This window comes from Paenibacillus sp. TCA20 (genome assembly GCF_000732325.1).
Lineage (GTDB): Bacteria > Bacillota > Bacilli > Paenibacillales > Paenibacillaceae > Paenibacillus > Paenibacillus urinalis.
In genome coordinates this window covers 1-21,939 of record NZ_BBIW01000004.1, presented here as the reverse complement: position 1 = coordinate 21,939, position 21,939 = coordinate 1, and the positions used below count along the sequence as shown (strand labels likewise).

The 21,939-nt window shown below is 51.1% G+C and carries 17 protein-coding genes; 6 read left to right on the top strand and 11 right to left on the bottom strand.

Annotated features, from left to right (window positions below; translation table 11 throughout):
- Window positions 1–10: 10 nt before the first annotated feature.
- Entirely contained in the window at window positions 11–838 is an 828-nt protein-coding gene (locus TCA2_RS08990; protein WP_047911280.1) for a carbohydrate ABC transporter permease, read from the top strand.
- 115 nt (window positions 839–953) lie between these two features.
- Here the strand turns inward: TCA2_RS08990 and TCA2_RS08985 are convergent, their stop codons facing one another.
- The 7 genes from TCA2_RS08985 to TCA2_RS08955 all read right to left on the bottom strand — a co-directional run bounded on the left by TCA2_RS08985 (window position 954) and on the right by TCA2_RS08955 (window position 9,186).
- The gene (locus TCA2_RS08985; RefSeq protein WP_047911279.1) at window positions 954–2,540 is read right to left on the bottom strand and encodes an FAD-dependent oxidoreductase; all 1,587 of its coding nucleotides are present in this window, start codon (window positions 2,538–2,540) and stop codon (window positions 954–956) included.
- A gap of 35 nt (window positions 2,541–2,575) precedes the next feature.
- Window positions 2,576–3,400: a MurR/RpiR family transcriptional regulator gene (locus TCA2_RS08980; RefSeq protein WP_047911278.1), complete on the bottom strand. Its 825-nt coding sequence runs from the start codon at window positions 3,398–3,400 to the stop codon at window positions 2,576–2,578.
- On the bottom strand, window positions 3,378–4,097 hold the full coding sequence (locus tag TCA2_RS08975; protein WP_047911277.1) for an N-acetylmannosamine-6-phosphate 2-epimerase: 720 nt from the start codon (window positions 4,095–4,097) through the stop codon (window positions 3,378–3,380). Before TCA2_RS08975 ends, TCA2_RS08980 begins: the two co-directional genes overlap by 23 nt.
- Before the next feature lie 30 nt (window positions 4,098–4,127).
- Entirely contained in the window at window positions 4,128–5,645 is a 1,518-nt protein-coding gene (locus TCA2_RS08970) for a DUF4127 family protein (RefSeq protein WP_370510326.1), read from the bottom strand.
- 371 nt (window positions 5,646–6,016) lie between these two features.
- Entirely contained in the window at window positions 6,017–6,817 is an 801-nt protein-coding gene (locus TCA2_RS08965) for a carbohydrate ABC transporter permease (RefSeq protein ID WP_370510330.1), read from the bottom strand.
- A gap of 80 nt (window positions 6,818–6,897) precedes the next feature.
- A complete protein-coding gene (locus TCA2_RS08960) occupies window positions 6,898–7,776 on the bottom strand; it encodes a carbohydrate ABC transporter permease (protein ID WP_047911274.1) in 879 nt (292 codons plus the stop codon).
- A gap of 90 nt (window positions 7,777–7,866) precedes the next feature.
- Window positions 7,867–9,186, bottom strand: a complete 1,320-nt coding sequence (locus TCA2_RS08955) for an ABC transporter substrate-binding protein (protein ID WP_047911273.1) — start codon at window positions 9,184–9,186, stop codon at window positions 7,867–7,869.
- 320 nt (window positions 9,187–9,506) lie between these two features.
- Between TCA2_RS08955 and TCA2_RS08950 the strand changes: the two genes are divergently transcribed.
- The 5 genes from TCA2_RS08950 (at window position 9,507) to TCA2_RS08930 (ending at window position 14,611) form a co-directional block, all read left to right on the top strand.
- Window positions 9,507–10,466 (top strand): MraY family glycosyltransferase, encoded by a 960-nt coding sequence (locus TCA2_RS08950; RefSeq protein WP_081872347.1) that lies wholly within the window; start codon window positions 9,507–9,509, stop codon window positions 10,464–10,466.
- 200 nt (window positions 10,467–10,666) lie between these two features.
- The gene (locus TCA2_RS08945; RefSeq protein WP_047911271.1) at window positions 10,667–11,845 is read left to right on the top strand and encodes a hypothetical protein; all 1,179 of its coding nucleotides are present in this window, start codon (window positions 10,667–10,669) and stop codon (window positions 11,843–11,845) included.
- A gap of 11 nt (window positions 11,846–11,856) precedes the next feature.
- Window positions 11,857–12,606, top strand: a complete 750-nt coding sequence (locus TCA2_RS08940; RefSeq protein ID WP_047911270.1) for a glycosyltransferase family 2 protein — start codon at window positions 11,857–11,859, stop codon at window positions 12,604–12,606.
- Between the two features lie 2 nt (window positions 12,607–12,608).
- Window positions 12,609–13,952 (top strand): glycosyltransferase family 4 protein, encoded by a 1,344-nt coding sequence (locus TCA2_RS08935; RefSeq protein ID WP_047911269.1) that lies wholly within the window; start codon window positions 12,609–12,611, stop codon window positions 13,950–13,952.
- The gene (locus TCA2_RS08930) at window positions 13,949–14,611 is read left to right on the top strand and encodes a class I SAM-dependent methyltransferase (RefSeq protein ID WP_047911268.1); all 663 of its coding nucleotides are present in this window, start codon (window positions 13,949–13,951) and stop codon (window positions 14,609–14,611) included. Before TCA2_RS08935 ends, TCA2_RS08930 begins: the two co-directional genes overlap by 4 nt.
- Window positions 14,612–14,642: 31 nt before the next feature.
- Here TCA2_RS08930 and TCA2_RS08925 read toward each other — a convergent pair whose 3' ends face one another.
- The 4 genes from TCA2_RS08925 to TCA2_RS08910 form a co-directional block, all read right to left on the bottom strand.
- A complete protein-coding gene (locus tag TCA2_RS08925) occupies window positions 14,643–16,622 on the bottom strand; it encodes a glycosyltransferase (RefSeq protein ID WP_052511845.1) in 1,980 nt (659 codons plus the stop codon).
- 16 nt (window positions 16,623–16,638) lie between these two features.
- Window positions 16,639–18,462 (bottom strand): glycosyltransferase, encoded by a 1,824-nt coding sequence (locus TCA2_RS26100; protein WP_052511842.1) that lies wholly within the window; start codon window positions 18,460–18,462, stop codon window positions 16,639–16,641.
- A complete protein-coding gene (locus TCA2_RS08915; RefSeq protein ID WP_047911267.1) occupies window positions 18,455–20,737 on the bottom strand; it encodes a glycosyltransferase family 2 protein in 2,283 nt (760 codons plus the stop codon). The genes TCA2_RS26100 and TCA2_RS08915 overlap by 8 nt, the downstream gene beginning before the upstream one ends.
- A gap of 86 nt (window positions 20,738–20,823) precedes the next feature.
- Entirely contained in the window at window positions 20,824–21,879 is a 1,056-nt protein-coding gene (locus tag TCA2_RS08910) for a DUF6385 domain-containing protein (RefSeq protein ID WP_238546330.1), read from the bottom strand.
- Window positions 21,880–21,939: the final 60 nt, after the last annotated feature.

Here is a 21,939-nt window from a genome sequence, read left to right as displayed (position 1 = left end):
GTGAGGCTTCATGATACAGGCAAGACTCAAATCTATCGGTCTATACGTCGGCTTAGCCATTGGTCTCGTTATCTCGATGTTTCCCTTCTACTGGCTGATTGTCATGTCAACGAGAACGACGGCAGATATCTATTCCTTCCCTCCGAAGCTGTGGTTTGGGGGAGAGTTCTGGAACAATCTCACGAGGGTCATGGAACAGATTGATTTTGTCGGAGCCTTTCTTAACACCTTGTTTGTCTCAGCTGTTGTTACCATTCTGGTATTGTTCTTCGATTCGCTCGCCGGCTTTGCCTTTGCCAAATTTGAATTCCCGGGCAAAAAGTGGCTGTTCGTTCTGCTGCTTGCCACGATGATGGTACCAACCCAGCTCTCGCTCGTACCGTCCTTCGTTATTATGGCTGAGCTCGGCTGGGTCGGCTCTTACAAAGCACTCATTATTCCCGGCATGGTCAATGCCTTCGGGATCTTCTGGATTCGGCAATATGCAGAGGGCTCGATCCCGAAGGAGCTGCTGGATGCAGGACGGATGGATGGCGCAGGCTTCTTCCGACTATACTTTAATGTGGCTCTGCCGATTCTGCGTCCTGCGTTTGCCTTTCTCGGTGCCTTCACTTTCATCGGCGTATGGAACGACTATCTCTGGCCGCTCATTGTACTGACGGACGAGAGCAGATATACGCTTCAGATTGCCTTGTCGCAGCTAAATGGACTGTACAATACAGATTACGCCATGATTATCGCCGGAACATTGCTGGCTATTATTCCACTCATCATTCTGTTCCTATTTATCAGCAAGCAGTTCATTTCAGACATTGCAGCAGGGGCAATCAAGGACTAATCTGAGCTGCAGCTGCAGCTTCATAAAATGGAATTAGGCAAAAATCAAAATAAGCGTTCCCACGTCATTAGTGCTACAGTGGGGACGCTTATTTAAATTGTCTATTCGTACAAACTTAGTACATCGTATCATACACTTCATCAGGCCAATGCAGCTCAACACCTTGCTCCGTAAGGAGAAGCTGATACTGCTCCAGATGCTCGCTTGAATCATACACATGAGCAGGATGGATGCCCTGTTTCAGGCAATAAGCGGCCAGATAGCCGGCTGCCTCGCCAATGTTCCATTCGGTTGGATGCAGACGGTAGCAGCCATTCGCAATCTGCGTCATCCCGATATTTTTGCAGGCAGGAAGCAGGTTCTTCATCCGAATCGGAATAAGTGAGCCAAGCGGGATCTCATAAGGATAATTAGGTATGTAAAAGGATCTCAGCGATTTGGTTGTCGGATGCAGATCCAGATGGTAGCTGCCGACGCCAACGCTGTCTCTGTATCGTTTGATACCTTGATCACCGCGCAGCGCCTTGCTGACATCATGCTCGGTAACCGTGTAGCGTGCCTTGATTCTTCGTGACTCTCTAATATATGCCGTTTTGGCCAGACCATCGGTTGTGCCCAGAATATCCCCTCTCAGCCGAACTCCGGGATAACCTGCACCTCCATCGAGTCGCGGCGCTTCGGTCTGCAGCCAGTAGACGAGCGAGCGTGTCAGATCCCGTGCCTGTTCCTCATGCTCCCGCTGTTTCTGAGCTCCAACACCAATGATTGGTGCCAAGTAGTAATCGTTCTGCGCCCAGTTGAGCAGCGTCACTTCTCCTGTCGGCAACACTTCCCGCCATATGGATGGGTCTACAATTCGGCGGTACGTCCATAACGGTGTAATTCCTTGATCATTGGGAAACATCGTAAATTGTTTCTGCTTCGTTGTGTCATTCGCATCTCCTGCGTACCAGCTGAACAGAGGCATCCGATCCGGCAGCGGCGTATAAGTCTTCCAGAAATCATAGGATGCGGGACGTTCAATCGTAAAATCACTGCCCTCCACGTATTCCAGCGCTGCGACATGCGTAATGGACTGGATATCACAGGGGTCAGCCTTGAATAAAGCATGCGGCTCGCCCGTGTCCTCACCGGATTCCGCACCTACCACAAACTCTGCGCCCACGATCGGCAGCAAATCCCCGTTATCGGTACCATCCAGAAAGTATTCACCTGTTAGCACGAGTTCCTCGCCAGTGTACACCTGTCTTACATTGACGCTCTGTACGTGGTCACCCTTACAATCGGCTCCAGTCGGCACCGTATGATAGAGGATACGAATTTGTCCTGAGTTGATATAGGCCGCCATCATGTCTTCCAGTACTCTTAACGCAATCTTCGGCTCATGAGCAATCCGGCTCACCCAACCGTTGCCCGGGTTGAGTATAGGATCGTTCATCGCCTCATCGTTAAGAGGATAATTCCGTCTGTAATACTCTCTTACCCGGTCCCGAAACTCGCGGTAGCTCGCTGTACAGCCGAAGGATTCAATCCATCGGTGCTCATCCGGCGGAACGGCCTGTGAAGTGAGCTGCCCCCCGATCCAATCTGTTTCCTCCGTCAAAATCACGTTCAGACCTGCTCTTGCTGCCGCTCTTGCCGCTATCGTTCCTCCGAGACTTGCCCCAACTACAATGACATCTGCATGTAAAACTAACGTCATTTCCTGGTCTCCTCTCCTCTAAGGCCCTGCCTGTATCAATAGCTTCGATCAATAACGGACCTTGCTGTCTTTTCCTTCATCTTCTTCGTTTCTACTATGTTTGTTCTTGCCAGACCTTCGCAGATGAGATCTATTATGAACAGCTGTGATATTTTAGCCCCAATAGATCCCCCTTCGAGCGGCATCTCCTTGCCCGCTGTCAGCAGCACGAGGTCCGCTATGGATGTAATCGGTGACTTGGCATAGTTGGTAATGGCAATGACCTTCGCCCCGCTCTGCTTCGCCTTGAGCAGCATATCGTTGGTATCCAGGGTACTGCCAGATACACTAATTCCGAAGGCAACATCACCTTCCCGCATACTGACCGCCATCATCGCCTGAATGTGACTGTCTGCCACCGCCTCGGATCGTCTGCCGATTCGCAGTAGTCTGTTCTTGGCATCCAGTGCTGTAATACCAGAGGCTCCTACGCCGAAGAACTGCACATTGCCGGCCTGATCGATCCATTCGATCGCCTGCTCCAGCTTGCTCCTGTTCAAGAGACTCATGCTTGAATGCAGAATGTCGATATTGTTCTCGTAGACCATACGGACAAAATCCTTGCTGTCCTCATCCTGCTCTCCCGGCTTTTTCGCCCCAGCGTTCTGAGCCAGCGACAGCTTGAAATCCTGATAGCCCTTGAATCCAATCTTCCGGCAAAAGCGCATGACCGTTGTCTCCCCCACCCCGGCAAAATCGGCCAGTTCCGTGACAGAGTAATACATGAGATCATCCGCATTCTGCAGTACGCATTCTGCTACTTTTTGTTCTGACTTGGTCAGCGAAGGATAGTAGGTATTAATGCGATCTTTCATTTCCATGGATTGAAATCACTGCCTTCCGTGCGGCTTCCGCAAACCGCTTCGTTATTAATTGAGGACGGGAAATAGCGGAACCAACCACGACGGCATAGGCACCGAGTCGAAGCACCTCCTCCACTTGAGCCGGCTCACTGATCCTCCCTTCCGCGATTACCGGAATGGCAAGCCGCTCCGCAGTCTCCTTGACCAATTCAAGATGTGGACCTGCAAGGTTCGGTGAGTAGGACGTATAGCCTGACAAGGTGGTTGACACACAGCTGACACCGAGGGACGCGGCATACAGCCCTTCTGCTAAGGTAGAGATATCGGCCATCACCGGCATATTTCGTGACTTCATATATTCCACCATCGTCTCCAGCGTAACCTGACCCGGCCGCTTTCTTCGCGTAGCATCCAGAGCGATCATATCCGCTCCCGCCTCAATAAGTTCATCGACTTCTTTCGTCGTGGGCGTAATATATACCTCCGAATCCGGATAATCTCTTTTGACGATTCCAATGACAGGAAGACCCACTGCCAGCTTGATCGCTCTCACATCTTCAGCGCTGTTCGCGCGAATCGCGATCGCCCCGCCTTCTTCCGCCGCCTTGGCCATCTTCGCCATCGTCTCCGAACCATGAAGCGGTTCACCCGGTAAAGCTTGGCATGATGCAATCAGTCCATATCGTATTTGCTCCAATACGGGATTCACTAGCATACACCCTCTTCCTGGTTACTCCTGCCTGATTCATACGGCATGATATTTCACTTTCAGTCCAACCTCAAAGGTACGATTCCACGGCATGTAACAATCCACAATTTCAATTCGGCCTGCCGGACCGTTGATCTTCTCCTCCAGCACTTGAATAAGCCGCTGTTCGACGCGTTCCGCCACCTTCCCACGCGGTCCATCCAGCAGAAACTTGTTGCAGCCCATCTCCTCCACAACGCCTGCATTCATTTCTTTGCGGACTGTAGCACAGTAGCATGCATCTTCCGCATAACGAAGCGCGAGAAAATCAAGGTGCTCCTGCGTACGTCCGTAGAGCGTATAAATGAGTGCCTGCGAGATGACAGTCCCAAGTGAATTCGAGCTGGTATTCCAAGCGGCATAGCCTGCCAGATCAAACAGCATGCCTTTTTGGCGCAGCATTTTGACCAGCTTGAGATCTGCACCATTCGCATAGCCCACATCGGCAACCGCTACCGCTTTGCCTTGTTCCCTCATCATGTAGCTTCCGTACTCAATCAGCTCCATCAAGTTGCGGTACACATCGTAGCTGAAAAATGGATGCTCCTGCGACACCGCCTCCATCATCGTCTCACCCGGGGTACTGGCCAGCAGGATGAGATCTGCTTCACTCGCGCTGGAAGCAATTAAAGCTCCTGCTGCCGTGATCTGATACTTTAGTGTCTCGTAGAAAAAACGATCTTCATATACCGGGGTAACAAATGCCCCTTGTATCGAGGATAGTCTAGGATACACAAGCGGCTTTACTCCCTTCGTCTCGTTCAACATCCGAGTTATCAGTGTACAGCCGACTTCATCCGCTCCTGGATACATGTAAGCCTTCAGCTCCAAATCGAGCTCACTGATCCGCTGCCTCGCCACCTGCTGATCCTTTGCCGTATAACCATACGGTGCAGAGTCATCCTGCGGGAAGATCAGGAAGTCAATAACCCCATCCTTCACTAAGTCCAGTACGGCCCGGTTCGCCTGAATGTTGATGCTTCTTCTTCCCAGATAATCATCCAGTACCTCCTGTGGAAGGCGGCTGTTCATATCCTGAAGCTCTGCAAGCTCTTCCGCTGTGGCTATCTTCAGCTCCTCTCGGTGACCGATATAGCCTTTGCGGAAAATTTCACGTCCCCAATCGGCATAATAATCCGGCTCTTCATCTGATATGGAGTACTGCGGACAGCGCATGATGAGCTGAAATGCAAAAATTTTAAGATTTAAATGCTTCTCTTTGAGCTTGCGCAGCCTTGTCAGCCTTGCAATGAGTTCATCTTCGGTGAATTTGTGAAGTCTGGAGGGGATAATTCCTCCGTATAAAAGGGTATCCAGTGCGATAACAGCTCCTCCTGCACCTTCGGCCTTCTCTTCGAGCCAGGTCCACAGCTGTTCAATATCGCCTGGTCTTTTTTTTAGTCCCAGCATCGACAGTGGAGGGCGCTCTACTGTAAGCTCCGTGCCCTCTGCCAGCATGTACGGGAATTCGTAGTTGCATGGTCTTTCGTCGAGTGGGATGAAGATGGTTTGCATGATTATCATTCACTCCTGTTCTGACTTCTTCGCTCCGACTTGTTTTGAATGCGAAGTGATTGCTTCGGAGTTGTTCATGCATTCAAAGCCAAAAGTCGCTCAGAATCCAGAACACTCGCTGGCGCTTAGGGGTGGCGGGTTGCTTCGCGTCACCCTTGCCTTGATATTTAGTTAGTTTGTTAAGGGATGAAAGATCAGAATTACATGAAAACCTTTTAGCCTGCGGCTTGCATCTACCTCCTTGGAGGATAGAGGCACATCTAAATCCTTTTAGCCTTCGGCGTAACTCTATCTCCCTTGCGGGATAGAGAAGTTCTAAACCCTTTTAGCCTGCGGCGTAACTCTATCTCCCCTGCGGGATAGAGTAAACCTTAGCCCTTCACTGCTCCGGCGATACCCTCCATGTAGTATCGCTGTGTGAACAGGAACACAACGATGATCGGAATCACCGAGATCATCGTACCGGCGGCAATCCAGCCGAAGTTATACGAGAACTGTCCATTCAGCGTCGTCAGCGCGGACGCAAGCGGGTACTTCAATGGGTCATCCAGAATAACCATCGGCCACAGGAAGCTGTTCCAGAACGACATGAACTCCAGCAGGGCAATAACCGCAATCCCTGGCTTCACCAGCGGCAGGATCAGCTGCCACCAAATCCTAAATTCGGAGGCTCCGTCGATCTTTCCGGAATCACGCACATCAATCGGGATATTCAGGAACGTCTGCCGCATCAGGAAGATATTAAAAACAGACACCGCCGCAGGCAGCACAACACCCAGGTACGAGCCGCCTAGTCCCAAATCCTGAATGGTCAGGTAATGCACGATCATCGCGGTGGAGGATGGAATGATCATCGTTGCAATCAAGGTCACGAACACGAAATTACGGCCCTTAAATCGGAATACGGCGAGCGGATACCCTGTCATACATGACAATACAATATTGAACACTACACCCAGCACCGTAATCACAACGGTGTTCCAGATATACCTCGGGAAGTTCATAAACTGCCATACCTGCACATAGTTCTCAAAATCAATAAAGGTCGGGAAGATCGCAGGCGGCGACGAGAAAATATTACGACCCGGCATCAGCGACACACTCAGCAGCCATAAGAACGGTCCCATCATAAAGATAGCCAGGAGGAGCAATAGCAAGTACGTAATCGCCATCCGCAATCCGTTGACTACTTTTTTCTTGCGCTTGCTCGTCTCGATCAACTTGTCAGCTTGGGTTAACTCGACTGTTTCCATCAGTATGAATTGACACCGCCCTTCTGGTTCAGCTTAAACACGATGACACTGAGTCCGCCGATCAGCACACTCACAATGAGTCCCAGCGCAGAGGCATAACCGAAATTAAACTGCTCCAAACCTTTTTCAAATATATACACACTGGATACGAGCGTCGATGTCCCCGGTCCGCCCTTGGTCAGAATATATACCTCATCAAATACGCGCACTGCACCCATCACGGAGATCAAGGAGCAGAAAAAGATATGCGGGCGCAGAAGCGGCAGGGTAATGGACCAAATCAGCTGCATTCGGTTTGCCCCATCCACTCTCGCTGCCTCGTAGAGGTCATTCGGAATACCCTGAAGTCCTGCGAGATACAGCATCATGTAATATCCAAGCGCTTTCCACATCGTAATAAACATGAGCGTAGCCAGTGCTGTTTCACTGGTCGACAGCCAGGATACCTGCTCACTGATAATTCCTACCTGCATCAGCAGGTAGTTGACCACCCCATTGCTGCTCAGCAGCCAGCTCCAAATCAAGGCTACAGCAACCATGGAGGTAACGACAGGAATGTAGTACGCCGCACGGAAGAGCTTAATTCCAGGTATACGGCTGTTCACGAGAATCGCCATTAAGATAGAAAAGATCTGGATAAACGGAACCACGATAACGTATACCAGTGAATTCCATAAGGAAATGGTGAAGTTCTTATCCAGGAACGCATTCTTGAAGTTATCCAAACCGACATACTTGGTTTCCCCAATGACGGAATAATTCGTTAATGACAGCGGTATTCCATAAATAATCGGCCAAAATACAAACACGGCAATAATGAGCAAACCTGGGGTCATGAATGCCCAGGCTGCAAAAGATTCAGAACGAACCCACCTCATTTGCATTCCCCCCTTGTGAATTAGATGAGGCAAGAAACGTATTCCTTGCCTCACTTAATGCATTCCAGTTCTTCTTACACTCAAGTGGCACTACTGCTTCAGGATATTGTTCACTTCGGTCTCTACTGCATCCAGCGTGGCCTGAATCTCTTTACCGTTCAGCAAGATCTCCTGCAGTCCGCGTGCGATCGCAGAGTTAATGTCGCCTGCATTCGGTACGCCGACCATGTAGTCTGTCGCTTCGGTAAGACTTTGGCTCGATGCCAGCTTCGCTTCAGCTTCAAGCGATCCATCAGATTCCTTGAAGAACGGATCCTCAACGGACTCCTTCGTGGAAGGCAGTGTATTGGCTACTTTGGAGAAAGCCGTTTGATTGGCTGCATTGGTAATAAATTTGGCGAACTCAGCTGCTGCTTCCGGATGCTCAGTCTTGGAAGGAACGACAATGTTCATGGAGTTGGACAATCTGAGGCCGGCTTTACCTGTCGGCAAGGATACAGCAATCGTGTTCTCGTACACATCAGGTGCGGATGTCTTGATAAAGTTGATGAAGGTTGGTCCAGCAAGTACAAAGGCCGTCTGCTCTGCCGAGTAGAACTGGATCTGCTTGGAGAATTCAGCATCCTCCTTCACGACCAGTCCCTCTTCCATTAACCCCTTCAGGTTCTCGATCATAGCCACCATTTCAGGTGTATTGAAGGCAGCTGCGGTCTTGTCTTCGTTCAGAATCTGGATACCGTCGATGGGCAGAAGCTTCGAAACGAGCTGCACCGCATAACCGGCTTTGCCGGTCTTTTCCTTAACCGTACGGGCCCACTCTGCCAGTTCCTCTCTGGTTTGCGGCGGATTTGCCGGATCAAGTCCAGCCTCCTCCACTATTTTCTTGTTCATAAACAGCACTTCGGTACCGGTGTACCATGGGAGGGCATAAGCTTTGTCGTTAATGATGGTGGAATTGAAGATTCCGTCAAAATATACGGCCTTCTCTTCATCTGTGAGGTGTTCGTTCAGGTCGGTCAGCGCACCCTTGGTGCCCATTTGACTCGCAAACTCGGTGTTGAGGTTCACGACATCCGGACTTTCATTATTGGCTGTTGTCGTCAGCAGCTTCTGGGTGATCGCATCAAACGGAAAATCACTCCATTTGATCGTCACATTCTCATGTGCTGCCTCGTACTCGTCAATCAGTCCGTTAAAATAGTCGTTAAACGTAGGCTGAAGGGCAATCGTCCAGAACTCAAGCTCAATCGGCTCACTGGTTTCCTCTGTTCCTCCTGAACCCGGATCAGCAGGTGTTTGTGCAGGGTCCGCTCCGTTATTACCGCCTCCACCACTGCATGCACTAAGCAATAGGGATAGCAACAACAGGGTTAAACACGACAGCTTGAAACCTCTTTTGCTTCTTCTCATTCCTTTTTTCCCCCTTCATGATCGACAAGAGTCATTTGCGAAGAGAAAGACGTGATGTTGTGATAGAAAGCACGGAAGTTTTACCTTTCGCTTCTCTTTGTGGGAAATTATAGCAAACAAAACCAAAATAAAAAAGATTTTTTCCTAAATTTAATTAAAAAGTGGAATATTTTTTCTTTTGTACTATCACGCTCTTGTTACTCGGAATAGTAAGGACTGAAGAAAACCATCGACAATTCCCGAAACAAACAGCTATAATTTGAATAAATGGAATCTATTTCATAATTAAAAAAATGCTGAAAAGTGGTGATTTCTGTTCCATGCTGTATGCTGGTGCCTTTATCGTATCCCTGCTCATTGTTGTGCTGCTCATTCCTCCATTAGGCAGGCTTGCTCTTAAGATCGATTTTGTGGACAAGCCTAGAGAGAATGAGGAGCGCAAGCTGCACAAGAAACCGATCCCTCTGACCGCAAGCTATGCGATCTTTGCCGGATTTTTCATCGCCTATCTGCTATTCTCGGGCGAATATACATGGCAGACGGCGGCCTTATTTGCCGGAGGACTGCTTCTGCTCGTCATTGGAACCGTTGATGATTGGTACAAGACCAGAGGCAAGGACTTTCCCGCTCTGCCCAAAATGCTCGTTCAAGTATCCGCTGCCGTCATTGTATATTTAGCTGGTATTCGTTTTACCGGCTTCTATAACCCTTTCAGTGAGGAATACATCTCACTTCCGGTCTGGCTGCAATTTACACTGACCATTCTGTGGATCTTCGGTGTTACGACAGTTATTAACTTCTCCGATGGAATGGACGGGCTGGCAGGTGGGCTATCCGCCATTTCGGGCACGACATTGTTCATTGTGGCATTAACGATGGGTCAGAGCCACTCGGCCCTGCTCGCAATCGTACTTGTCGGTGTAACTGCAGGCTACCTTAAATTCAACAAACCGCCTGCCAAAGTATTTATGGGAGATGCGGGAGCTACGTTCCTCGGGTTTATTCTCGCCGTCATCGCCCTGGATGGAGCATTCAAGCAGGCAACGGTTCTATCGATTCTTATTCCGATTCTGGCATTAGGTGTTCCGATCTTCGATAACCTCTTCGTTGTCATTAAGCGTTTCCTTGAAGGAAAAGCGATCTATCAGGCAGATGCAAGCCAGGCGCATTACAGATTACTCAGAGCAGGCCTGACCCATAAGCAGACTTTGGCCGTCTTATGTCTCGTGAGTGTATGTCTCTGCTTGTCCTCGATCATTCTGATGCTGGTACAGATCTAACCGCATAGGATTAATATTCAAAAAGAGCATGATCTGAGTGCAAACTCAGGGATCATGCTCTTTTTTTGTGCGCCTGGAAGCCGCCAGTCCGATATGCCCAGCATAAGAAATTGTTCATGAACTGCCCTCTGCTCCCATACAGTATATAGATGCAGGCAGAAGCCTGTGTATCAGTACAGCTGTTGAAGGAGCGGATGAAGTTGGACACTCTTCAATTTGTCATATTTCCATCACCCAACATCGCAGATCCGATACTGAAGCGACTCCTGGCCCTTCTCTGTGAGTCAGCCCCTGTATACTATGTTACAAGCCGGCCGAAAGAAGAATTCCATGAACACTCCGAACCTGTGAAATTAAATTATATACTCAGGAGCGTGCTGCCTCAGATCTGGAATGAGAATACCATTGCCTTCGTGGCCCATCCATACTGGGTGCATGCAGCGGCCTCCATGCACCCGAAGCATATGATTACATACGAGCCTGCCCATCTTGATGAGTCAGATGAAGGACTATACAAAGCATGTATGCAGCAATTGACAGCGATATCCAGTCTTGTATGCTCTGACTCAGAGATGAAATGTCTGGATTGGGCCTTCCGAGGCTATGCCTCCCTCCTCTTACAGGAGGAATCTGCTGTCTATGATGTGCTTTTTCAAGAGGCCATTCATGAGCTTATCCGCAGTGAGACGACATCCGTTTATCGCCGTCAGTGGTCAGAGCGAGCCGCCTACTACGAATCGTTACGGGAACAATCCGGTCCTCATGAGACGGTCTCCTTCCTGCTGTCGGTCTATATGTACTTACTGGAGGATAAGAATGCTCTTCGCTATGCGGAGGAGGCCTTCCTGCAGGCTGTCATGCAGGGCAGAAATAACGCACTGATCACGCATTACAGATTCCTCTCGGCCATTCAAGCACAGCAGGGCAATCTGACTCAGGCTGTCAGCACCTACGGAATTACAGCCTATAGTGATGCTGACACGAACAAATATCATTCACTTCTTCAATTCATGGCTGATGGGCAAGGAACGACGGCCTTGTTCCATATCTATCGATTCAACGATGATTATCGTGCAGCCTTATCCATGCTGGACCTACTGTCAGAGCAGAATGCAAGGCATCTATCCTTTCAGCTGTACCGGGAAACCGGCCGCCTCGAAAAAGCACTCGGCGAGGTTGCAGCCTCCGATCTGCAAACGGAGCAGGACAGAAGGGAATTCCGCATACTGTCAGGCAGTGTAGAAGCCATGAGAGGTGACCGGCACACCGCAATCCGCCTATTCATGGAAGCAGCCGAGAGCGATGAGGATGTGCTTGTGCAGATTATTGCGCTCGATGCGCTCGACGAGAAGCTTCGCATTCTGGAGCAAGGGAGCTGAGCCGAAAGACGATGACAACATCTAATTCATCACCTATATCCCCAGTGAGGAAGAAGGATAACAATAAGCTGACGGCCATGCTTCAGGTTCGTAATGAAGGGGGCCGATATTTGGAGGAAGTGCTGGAGGATCTGTCTACCTTTGTTGATCATATCGTGATTGTGGACGATGCAAGCACAGACCACACGCTTGAAATCTGCAGATCCTGCGACAAGGTAGAGAAGCTGGTTACTTTGGCTTCGTCTCTGTTTGATGAGGAGTGGAAGCTCCGCTCGATCCTGTGGCAGACGACGGTCTCCACTTCACCAGACTGGATCCTTGCCGTCGATGCCGATGAGTTGTATGAAGAGCGTGCGAAGCGGAGTATTCGGAACCTGATTAACCAGGATCGTTACGATTGGGTCAGCTTCCGACTGTATGATATGTGGGGGAGCAGACAGTATTATCGGGAGGATGAACTGTGGCAGGCGCATCGCCGTCAGACGATGACGCTTGTCCGCTATTTTCCAGGCTTCCCCTATCTCTATCCCGAAAGAGCGCATCATGTTCCCCGTCTTCCAGCCACCTGTGCGGCGCTGCAGGGATTAACGACCGATCTGCGGATCAAGCATCTGGGCTGGGCCGGCCCTCTTGAGGAGCGCGTTCAGAAGTATGTCCGCTACAAAAAGCTTGATCCTGAAGGCAAATGGGGGAATATCGCGCAGTATGAATCCATTCTGGATCTATCCCCAAGCCTAGTGGAGTGGAAGGAGGAGATCTAAGCATGGGGTATATCAGTGTGCTTACGCACAGCTTCGCAGATGGCTACAATCGTGACTTCGAACGACTGTTTGGCGGTGGACTGGAACGGTACATATTTCGGCTGTGCCAGGTCATACGTGATATCGGCCATATTCCGGAAGTGCACCAGCTCTCCTATTACGAGGCATTCCATAGAACGATAGAAGAGATTGAGGTATTCGGTTACCCTTATGATCCGGACCACATCCCACAAGCTTTTGACGAAATGGCCTCTCGCGCCCGTGGCCCACTCATCTACGCCAGCTGTATATGGCACCCGCTGAACTATGCGCCAGGCAGTCTCGGTATCTGCCACGGTATTAACTGGGATCGACACAACCTTCCGGCGGCTGCCAAACGCGAGATTGCCGGCTCGATTCAAAGGGCGCTGGACCAGCTCGACACCCTTGTGTCGGTAGATTCGCATTTTCTCACCTACTGCCGCGCTGCATGCACCTATCAGGATCCCCATCAGGTTGTGCTCATTCCGAATAGTGTCGATACCGAATATTTCAAGCCTGTGCACCTGATGCTCGGAGACGCCGAAGCGGACAAGACGATTGATGAAGAAGCACTGCGCAAGAAAGTGAAGGGCCGGACGGCCTACCTTCATCATGGAGATGAAGAGCAGGATGGAGAACTCCGAGATCAAGACAACGAAAAGGACTCCCATTCTCCCCCAGATCTCCATGATGTGACTGAAGCCTCGGACCTGCAGGCTGCTGAAGACAGCTCTAACCAGAAGAGCATCCGGCTCTTGTTCCCCAGAAGAATCAGCCTGGAGCGAGGCATTATTCCGATGATGCTGGCCAGTGACCGTCTGCTGGGCGCCTACCCCGCACTCACGATTGAATTTGCAGGTGAACGGGTTGAAGGCAGTACGATCGGGAAGACGTTCGAGATATGGAGAAAGCATCATCCACACAAAGATCGCATATATGCGAAGAGCTATAAATTTGATGAAATGCTGCTGGCCTATCAGCAGGCGGATATCGCTGTAATTCCGACAATCTTCTCGGAAGGAACCTCATATGCCTGCCTTGAAGCGATGAGCTGCGGGCTCCCCGTTGTCGCGGGCAATGTCGGAGGATTAAATGATATCGTCCAGGACGGATTCAATGGACTGTCTGTTCCTCCCGTAGAGGAGAACCTTGTCGCCGCCATATGCAGGCTGATCGATGATGATGAGCTTAGGGAGCGGATGGGGAATCAGGCAAGACAAACAGCACTTGCTTATGATGATCACAAATGGGAGCTGGCCTGGAAAACGGTGCTTCAACATCACCTCAGCCGCAAGGCCCGGAAGGAGCGTTTATTGCCGCGATGACACTCGACTCAAGATATGTACGGCGTGATGATGATCGAATGGACACGGTGCTGGTTCCACTGCATCCAGCCTGGTGGAGCAGACCGTATGAATACGCCTGGGCCCGTCAATTCGCTCATGCGGAAGAAACTGTGCTGGACGCGGCCTCCGGCATTCCTCACCCTTTCAAATTCTGGCTTGTTGACCGTGTGCATAAAGTATACGCCTGTGATCTGGACCCGCGAATCTTATCCAATGAAGCGATCCGTTCCGCAGTCGCGGACGATTTTGGCATTCAAATATCGAGAATTCTGCCAGAGCGTTACATCGAGAATGTGGAGCGGGCCCAGGCTGACTTAGCTGCACTGCCTTATCCGGATGAGCAATTTGATACGGTCTTCTGCATTTCTGTACTGGAGCATTTAGATCACCCCACAAGGCTGAAGTCACTTAAGGAATTTGCCCGGGTACTAAGGCCTGACGGCAGACTCGTGCTTACTGTGGATGTGCCCGAAATTGAACCGGAACAGCTGACCACTCTCCTGTCTGAAGCAGGTCTTATGATCGTGGGTCCGCTGAGCACCGAACGGCCGGATGATGCGATATTTACGACCATGTATGGTTCAGCCATCTACTGCTTTCGAGCACTTATCAAAAAAAGACATAAGGGTGATTTGTGACGGCAAAGACCGTATCCCAAAAATCATCCCTCTATAACAGCATGAGCTGAGCTGCTGCTTGAAATCTGGCTTCAGCACACTGAGACTTCTGCTTCATGAACAGCTCTAAGGCGTTCCATCCGTATTGAGCCGCTTCGATAGAAGATGCGGGCTTATACTTCTGAATCTGAGCAATCTCTTGCTCATAGCTAGGGAGAGCTGGACCTGCCTCCTTCTCCTTGAAGCTGGCTCTCAAGGCAAGCCGCATAAACAGCTGCACAGGCTGCACCCCTCGGTCAGAATAGTCCTCCTCTTGTTGGACGGCGGCTGCTTCGTGATCTGACGGTCGGCTCGTATATGCTGCTTCAGATACAGGTGACCTCTCCATCATTTCTCGGTCAACCTCCTTCTGCTCCTGCAGCAAGGAGTAGAGCTCCCTGCGGACGGACAGCGGAGCCAGCAGCAGCCCTATTCTTGCAGAAGGAGACAGCTGAACCAGAACGGCAGACGCTTCCTTCACCTCTGGCAGCCAGGCACCGAAGCCAGCCCATGCCCTCAGCCGGATGAACGCTTCTGCCTGCTTCCCCATCCAGCGTACATCCTCCATGGCCATAGATCGGCCGGTATCGCGGCTGCGCAGCTGTCCTCTGTCGGCAGCATCCGAGCAAAGCACCTGCAGATAGATGCCGATCTCTGCGGCCTTATCCTGATGGGTATGCCAAGGCTCAAGCAGCCTTGCAGCAACACGCCGTTCTCCAAGCTGAGCCAGCAGGATGGCTTCTGCCCAGGGCATTTTTATAAAGGCTTCTTGCAGCCAACATTTCTGTTTCGATACCCATACAAATTGCTGCATATCAAGCATTTGCTGGAGAACAACCTGCTGCGCCTTCTCTGTAAGTCCCCTTTTTCGAGTCCATCGCTCTACCTGAGCGAGCTCACCGCTGCATACAGCAAGTGGAATCCAGCGCTGCCACGCCGGCACATAATCAGGGTTCGCCTCCACTGCTTTTTCATAAGCTTCACAAGCACGCTTTCCCTCACCCATGCGTTCATAAACGATTCCCATCAGATAAGAGGAACGATAGGTACCTGCACCGGATACGGAGGTATACTCCCTGCTATGACTTATGTTAGTCAGTACACCCAGCGCCTCATCGTCCCTCCCCAGGTCCATAAGCAGAACAGCCTTCAGCTCCTGCAAGTCGGCAAACCCCGGGTACCTGGATACACCCTCTTCCGCCTTCTCTACCGCTTGATGCAGCTCTCCCTTTTCCCGCAAAGCAAATATCGTCTTAAGAAATACATCGGAGGCATATCCCGCCTCTGGCGGCATCCCATCCAGAAGCGGCTCGAGTATGCGTACCGCAGCATCATATTCCCCCAGCTGAAAATATTCTGTACCCAGTGCATACTGCAATATTCTGCTATCTGGCTCCTGCAGCAAGGCCTCGTTAATGAGCTGAACATTCCGTTCGCTTTTATTTCTCTGTTTAACGATGTGATCGAGGTACCCATAATGCAGGAGCTGAAGCCCCGAGGCTCTAAGTGTATTGGCTCCGAGTGCAAGGATAGAGGTGGCCGCTTCTTCATGAATCCTCCCTTTGAACCTGATTCTCGTATCATTCCGGAAGATCCGGCAGGCACTGTCCGTCACAGACTCCTCTCCAGAACGACCAAGCAGGCTCTTGATCTCCACCTCAAATCCATATACCCCATCACTTGCTTCAAGCAATGAAAACAGCCGGCTCTGCTGTCCTTCGACCCATTGTTCATCCGCATCCATAATCAAAACCCAGGGCTGTGCCGCATGTCGAAGAGATTCATTCCGAGCCGCAGCAAAATCCGATTGCCAATCCATATGGACAACCGTTGCTCCGTACTGTCTAGCGATATCGACACTTTGATCGGTGGACCCCGTATCAACGATGATCATTTCGGAGACGACACTCGCTACCGAAGCCAGACACTGCTCCAGGAACAGTGCCTCATCACGAACAATCATACATAAGGAAATAGGTGATCTGTTATTCATGCCCGCTCTCTCCTCATCACTGATGTCCATCGCTCCATGGCAATGTAAGCCGAAGCCGCTGAATCATCCGCCAGTCCTTGCCTCGATGCTCCTGCTCACGCTGAAGGGTGGTCATATGGGCCAAATGGTGGTCAGCAGCACTGATCATCGTTTGCAGAAGCATATGGACCCCGGACACAGAAGTGAGTTCACCCTCTTGCAAGCCTTGGTCAACCGCCTCGATCCAGCCTTCTAGAACCGATGAGAACAGCTCCTGCCTCTCCGCATTCATTGCTGCCTGGCATAAGCTTGCGAATGAGCTCCAGAGCTGCGGGATTTCCTCCCGGGTTGTTCTGGCAGCTGCACCCTGTTCTGCTCCGCCGCCCAGTGCTTCCGACAAGGAACATTTATTCTGAAGCAGCCGAATAGCCGGATCTTGATAAGCCTCTTCCTTACTCCGTATGTCCATGCTCCAGTTCATAAGCTCAGATGGAGAAAAGGAGGACGGAATATGGGCTTTGCGCCGCAACCGGTCAGCCTGCTTCCATTCCCCTGCCTTCCACATCGCCTCCACCCGATGGACACGAATCTGCTTACGCGCATGCGGAGGACTCTCTTGTTCCAGCTGATGCAGCATTGGGATTACAGAAGAATAGCATCCGCATTCGTTCAGAATATGAATCACTTTCCATGTGCTCTCCGGTGTCGAGAAGGAGAACCGTGCCTTAAGCAGTTCCGGAATATGCTCCTCCTGAAGCGCAGCCTGCATAATCCGAAATATCCGATAGAGCGGCGGAGTTAAGCTGGGCTTGCAGCGAATCGCCTTCACATAACAGTCAACCGCCTCATCCAGTGCCTCTCGCTTCTCTGCATTTAATCCCAGCAGGTAATGCGTCTGATAGGTGCCGATTCCCTCTTCCGTATGATATAGATCCGGCGCCGGACCTAGACGCAGTGCTTCCCTGAGCGCGGCTTCCGCCTGCTTTTCCCTGCCAAATGCCTCCTCGGTCAAGGCTCGGCAGTGCAATAAGTCGGTATAATCCGGATACAGCTGCAGCCCCTTCGTAATCTGTGCTTCCGCTTCCTCCCATCTGCCGAGCGCCTGCAGACATCGAATCTCGTATTTAAGCACCAGATGAGCATAGCTGGCCTTTATTGGATCAAGACCCTCCCACGCCCTGCGAAAGGAGCTCAATGCTTCCTCCAGTCGGCCGATCCTCAGCCATTCAACCCCCATGTTATACCGGTGAAATGGATTGTCTGGATCCTCATGAATCACCTGCTGAAGAAGCCGTGTATTTCGGCTGACCTTGTCTTTTTCCAGCACAATCTCTTCGCTGTAGCCATAATGATGAATGATCATATCTGTCATATGAAAATGCGCCTGGGGATTGTGATTCACAATGGATTCGGCAATCTGCTCATGAATGCGTCCGGAAAAACGATGCTTCGGGTCATTGCGAAACATCCGCAGTACAGGATTGATGGTGACTCCGCCCGATCCGTTGCCGGTATAATTATGAATTTGCAGAAAAAATCCGTCTACTCCCTCCTGTGCTCCCCACAGCGGAAGCTCCTCCCTAGCCTTGTCATCCAGCATTTCATCGGCATCCAGAAACAGAATCCAATCTCCTGTTGCAGCCTCAAGACCCCTGTTGCGGGCAGCCGCAAAATCATCACACCACTCGAATGGAATTACAATAGCACCTTGCTGCCTCGCAAACTGTACCGTTTGATCGGTAGAGCCTGTATCAACCACGATCACCTCATCAACGGCCCCACGCACACTGTTCAAACAAGAAGGCAAGCTTCGTTCTTCGTTCTTCACGATCATGCATAAAGAGATTCGGCCACTAGACATGCTCATTCCTCCGCTCCCGTCCGGATCGCCGCGTCTGCCATCCCAGATCCATCAATTGAAGAGTAGAATCGCCCAGCTTCCTAAGATGACTCTGAAGCTGGGAAGCTCCTGGCAGCTGCCCTGCTGAATTCAGTGTCTGGACCGCCGTGTTGTAAGCCAGCTGTAAGTAACTCGCTGCTGCACCTGCACGGGATGGTTGATGCTGGGGATTCAGCTGGATCGCTCTATCGAATAATGCCGCTGATTTGGCATACAGCTTCTGATCGTACAGCAATTCAGCCAGCTCAAATGCCCCATCGGCATCCAGCTGGTCTTGAGCTAGCAGCTCCAGGTACTGATCTGCCGCAGTCCAGCGGTAACCACAGCGATACAGAATGCCAGCGCACTGTCTTGTGGTGATAAGTCCGGCAGCTTTCATTTGAAGAACAAGCTGCTTCCAGCCGCATTCTGCTGCCCGCTCACACAAGCGGACAGCTAGAGCGGACAGTGCGGCTTCCTCCGCTCTAGCTTCCGCTGCAGGATTCGGAGCACCCGGATCCGCTCCACCTTCATCCGTTGCAGGATTTGCAGCACCCGTATCCGCTTCACCTTCGCCGCTCTGCTCCGTCTGCAGCCCGGAATGAAACAATCGAGCTTCCATCTGAAGATACACTCTCGATTGTTCGCCAAGTATCGTCACAAGAGCTTCCGGCAATCTGGCTCCTATCCTCCATTCGGATAAGCTCCAATCGATTACTGCCATTTCCATTACCGCTGCCCTCTCCTTCACCTGCGCCTCTGTCTCTGCGGACTCTTGTGTCGCTGCTCTTGTCCCTGTCTCTCTCTCTGTTTCTGTCATTGTCTTTTTTTCTCTCTCTGCTTCCCTCTCCCCTTCAGTTCTGATCGCGGCTGTGTCTTCGACTTCCTCTTGAGCAGCCGCTTGTGCTTGCTGCAGCAAGCTGATCTGCTGCTGGGCGCGTCCGGCTGCCCACGGATAACGCTCAGTCTGCATGAGGCATAAACGTACCCAAGCCTCATCACTTGCTTGAATGCGGTCCTCCGGCAGAACGGACAACGCAGCTTCATATGCCCCGCACAAGCTCAAGGCATGAGCTGCTTTATATAGGAATATCGGATCCGTCGGCGTCATGAGCTGAAGTAAGCGCTGAGTAATCGTCGTGTCCTTTTCCCCTTGAAGATGTAGAAGATCTGCAAGGCCAATCGCGGCAGGAACGTAGCCGGGACACTCCTCAAGACTGGCAGAATATCGCTCTTCGGCCTGGGCCCAGCGCTCTTTATGTTTATCAATATCTGCCATATGTACCTGTGGCACATAGCTGTTCATTCCTGCATCCGTTACATAGGAACCGGCAGGCTTCACCTCAAGCGCCGCTTGAAAAGACGCATAGGCAAGATTCATCATGCCTTGTGACCTTTCAATCATTCCGAGCAGAACGTGCAGCTCTGCATAATCTGAATAATGCAGCAGCTCCGTCAATAACAGAGCTCTCCCCTCATCATACAGCTCCAGTGCATGCAGCAGCTTAGCGAGATCACGGACCAGTGTCGCACGGTAAGGTGCAGATAACGGAGAATCCCGTAGTGATGCCTCATAAGCTTCCTTCGCCTGCTCCCACATGCCAAGCTGACAGCAAGTAACCCCAAGATTGTAGAGATGGAACGTATCCTTCGGATCGAGTTCCAATGCTTTTTGAATGAGGCCAAGGTTACGCCGAGCGGTTTGTTTCTCCTGTAAAACTGCAGGCAGATAGCCATAATGCTGCACACGAATCGGACTTTTGCCGATACAAGCTTCGGATGCTCCTTCTGGCTTCATGTTGTCGTTTCGCACAAGCTGTTCATGAATGATTCCCTTATAATAAAATCCGCGAAAGTTACGAAATACTCGCTCCGCCTCATAGAACGTTCGATCCTCGGGCTGCAATCCCGTCCAATTCTCCAATTGTATCGTACAGACATCGGCAGATGTCCCCTGCAAAAAAGCCTTGATCTCGTTCTGACCATGCGTCAGCTCTTCATCTGCATCCAGTACCAGAATCCAGTCGGTCCCTGCCAGCGATATCCCTTCATTCCGTGCCTTTGCGAAGTCTTCCTTCCAGGTGCTGCATACGACAACTGCTCCGAACTGTTTAGCGATCTGCATAGATCTGTCCGTAGACCCGGTGTCTACAACAATAATCTCATCCGCGATGGACTGAATGGAGGCAAGACAATTCGCAAGACGTGCTTCCTCGTTACGTATAATCATGTGAACACCTAGTGTAGGCTGTTTCAACTTGTCTTTCCTCCTTTACACGCAAAAAAAGGTACAGGCTCTTTCGTGTATAGAGATTCCCTGTACCTATATGAAATAAGGCTGTCTTATGTTCCTTGTCCGTTGAAAAACACATCAATTGTCGTTGCAGCACCCGGTGTACTTGAACGATAGGCAAGCCGTGTGTATTTAAGAAAACGCTGAGGCACAAGCACGTCTACCGACCCTGCAGTAATGCCGGTAACCGTGTCTACATCGGCAAACCAGTTCGTTCCGTTGGCACTGATCTCTACCCTTGCGTCCACGCTGTTTGCAGGGCCTGCATTATATACGAAGAAGGAGTACGTTCCGAATACGCTGGTGCTTACCGGACCCAGCGGGGTGAACGCATCCGCTGTCGGAATGCCGAGCACCTGAGTTTCCGTAAAGCTTTTTTGTGAAATGGAGGTGACGCTGCTAAGTGTACCGGCGGTAATCGTTGTTCCCAGTACGCTTGTGATTGTTCCTGCTGTGATCGTCGCTCCGAGTACGCTCGTCAACGTTCCATCCAGCAGGTTCGTCAGCGTTCCCGCCGTAATTGTCGTGCCTAGCACGCTCGTGATTGTCCCTGCGGTGATTGTCGCTCCGAGCACACTCGTCAACGTCCCATCCAGCAAGTTCGTCAGCGTTCCCGCCGTGATCGTTGTGCCCAGCACGCTTGTGATCGTCCCTGCGGTGATCGTCGCTCCCATCACATTCGAGATGGTTCCATCCAGTAAGTTCGTTAAGGTTCCCGCCGTAATCGTCGCTCCGAGCACACTCGTTAATGTTCCATCCAGCAGGTTCGTCAGCGTTCCTGCGGTGATTGTCGTGCCTAGCACGCTTGTAATCGTTCCGGCGGTAATCGTCGCTCCGAGTACACTCGTCAACGTTCCGTCCAGCAGGTTCGTCAAGGTTCCCGCCGTGATCGTAGCTCCAAGCACACTCGTCAATGTTCCATCCAGCAGGTTCGTCAGTGTTCCCGCGTAATTGTCGTGCCCAGTACGCTTGTGATTGTCCCGGCGGTGATTGTAGCTCCAAGCACACTCGTCAACGTTCCATCCAGCAGGTTCGTCAGCGTTCCCGCCGTGATTGTCGTGCCTAGCACGCTCGTGATTGTCCCTCGCGGTCGATTGTCGCTCCAAGTACGCTCGTCAACGTTCCATCCAGCAGGTTCGTCAGCGTTCCCGCCGTAATTGTCGTGC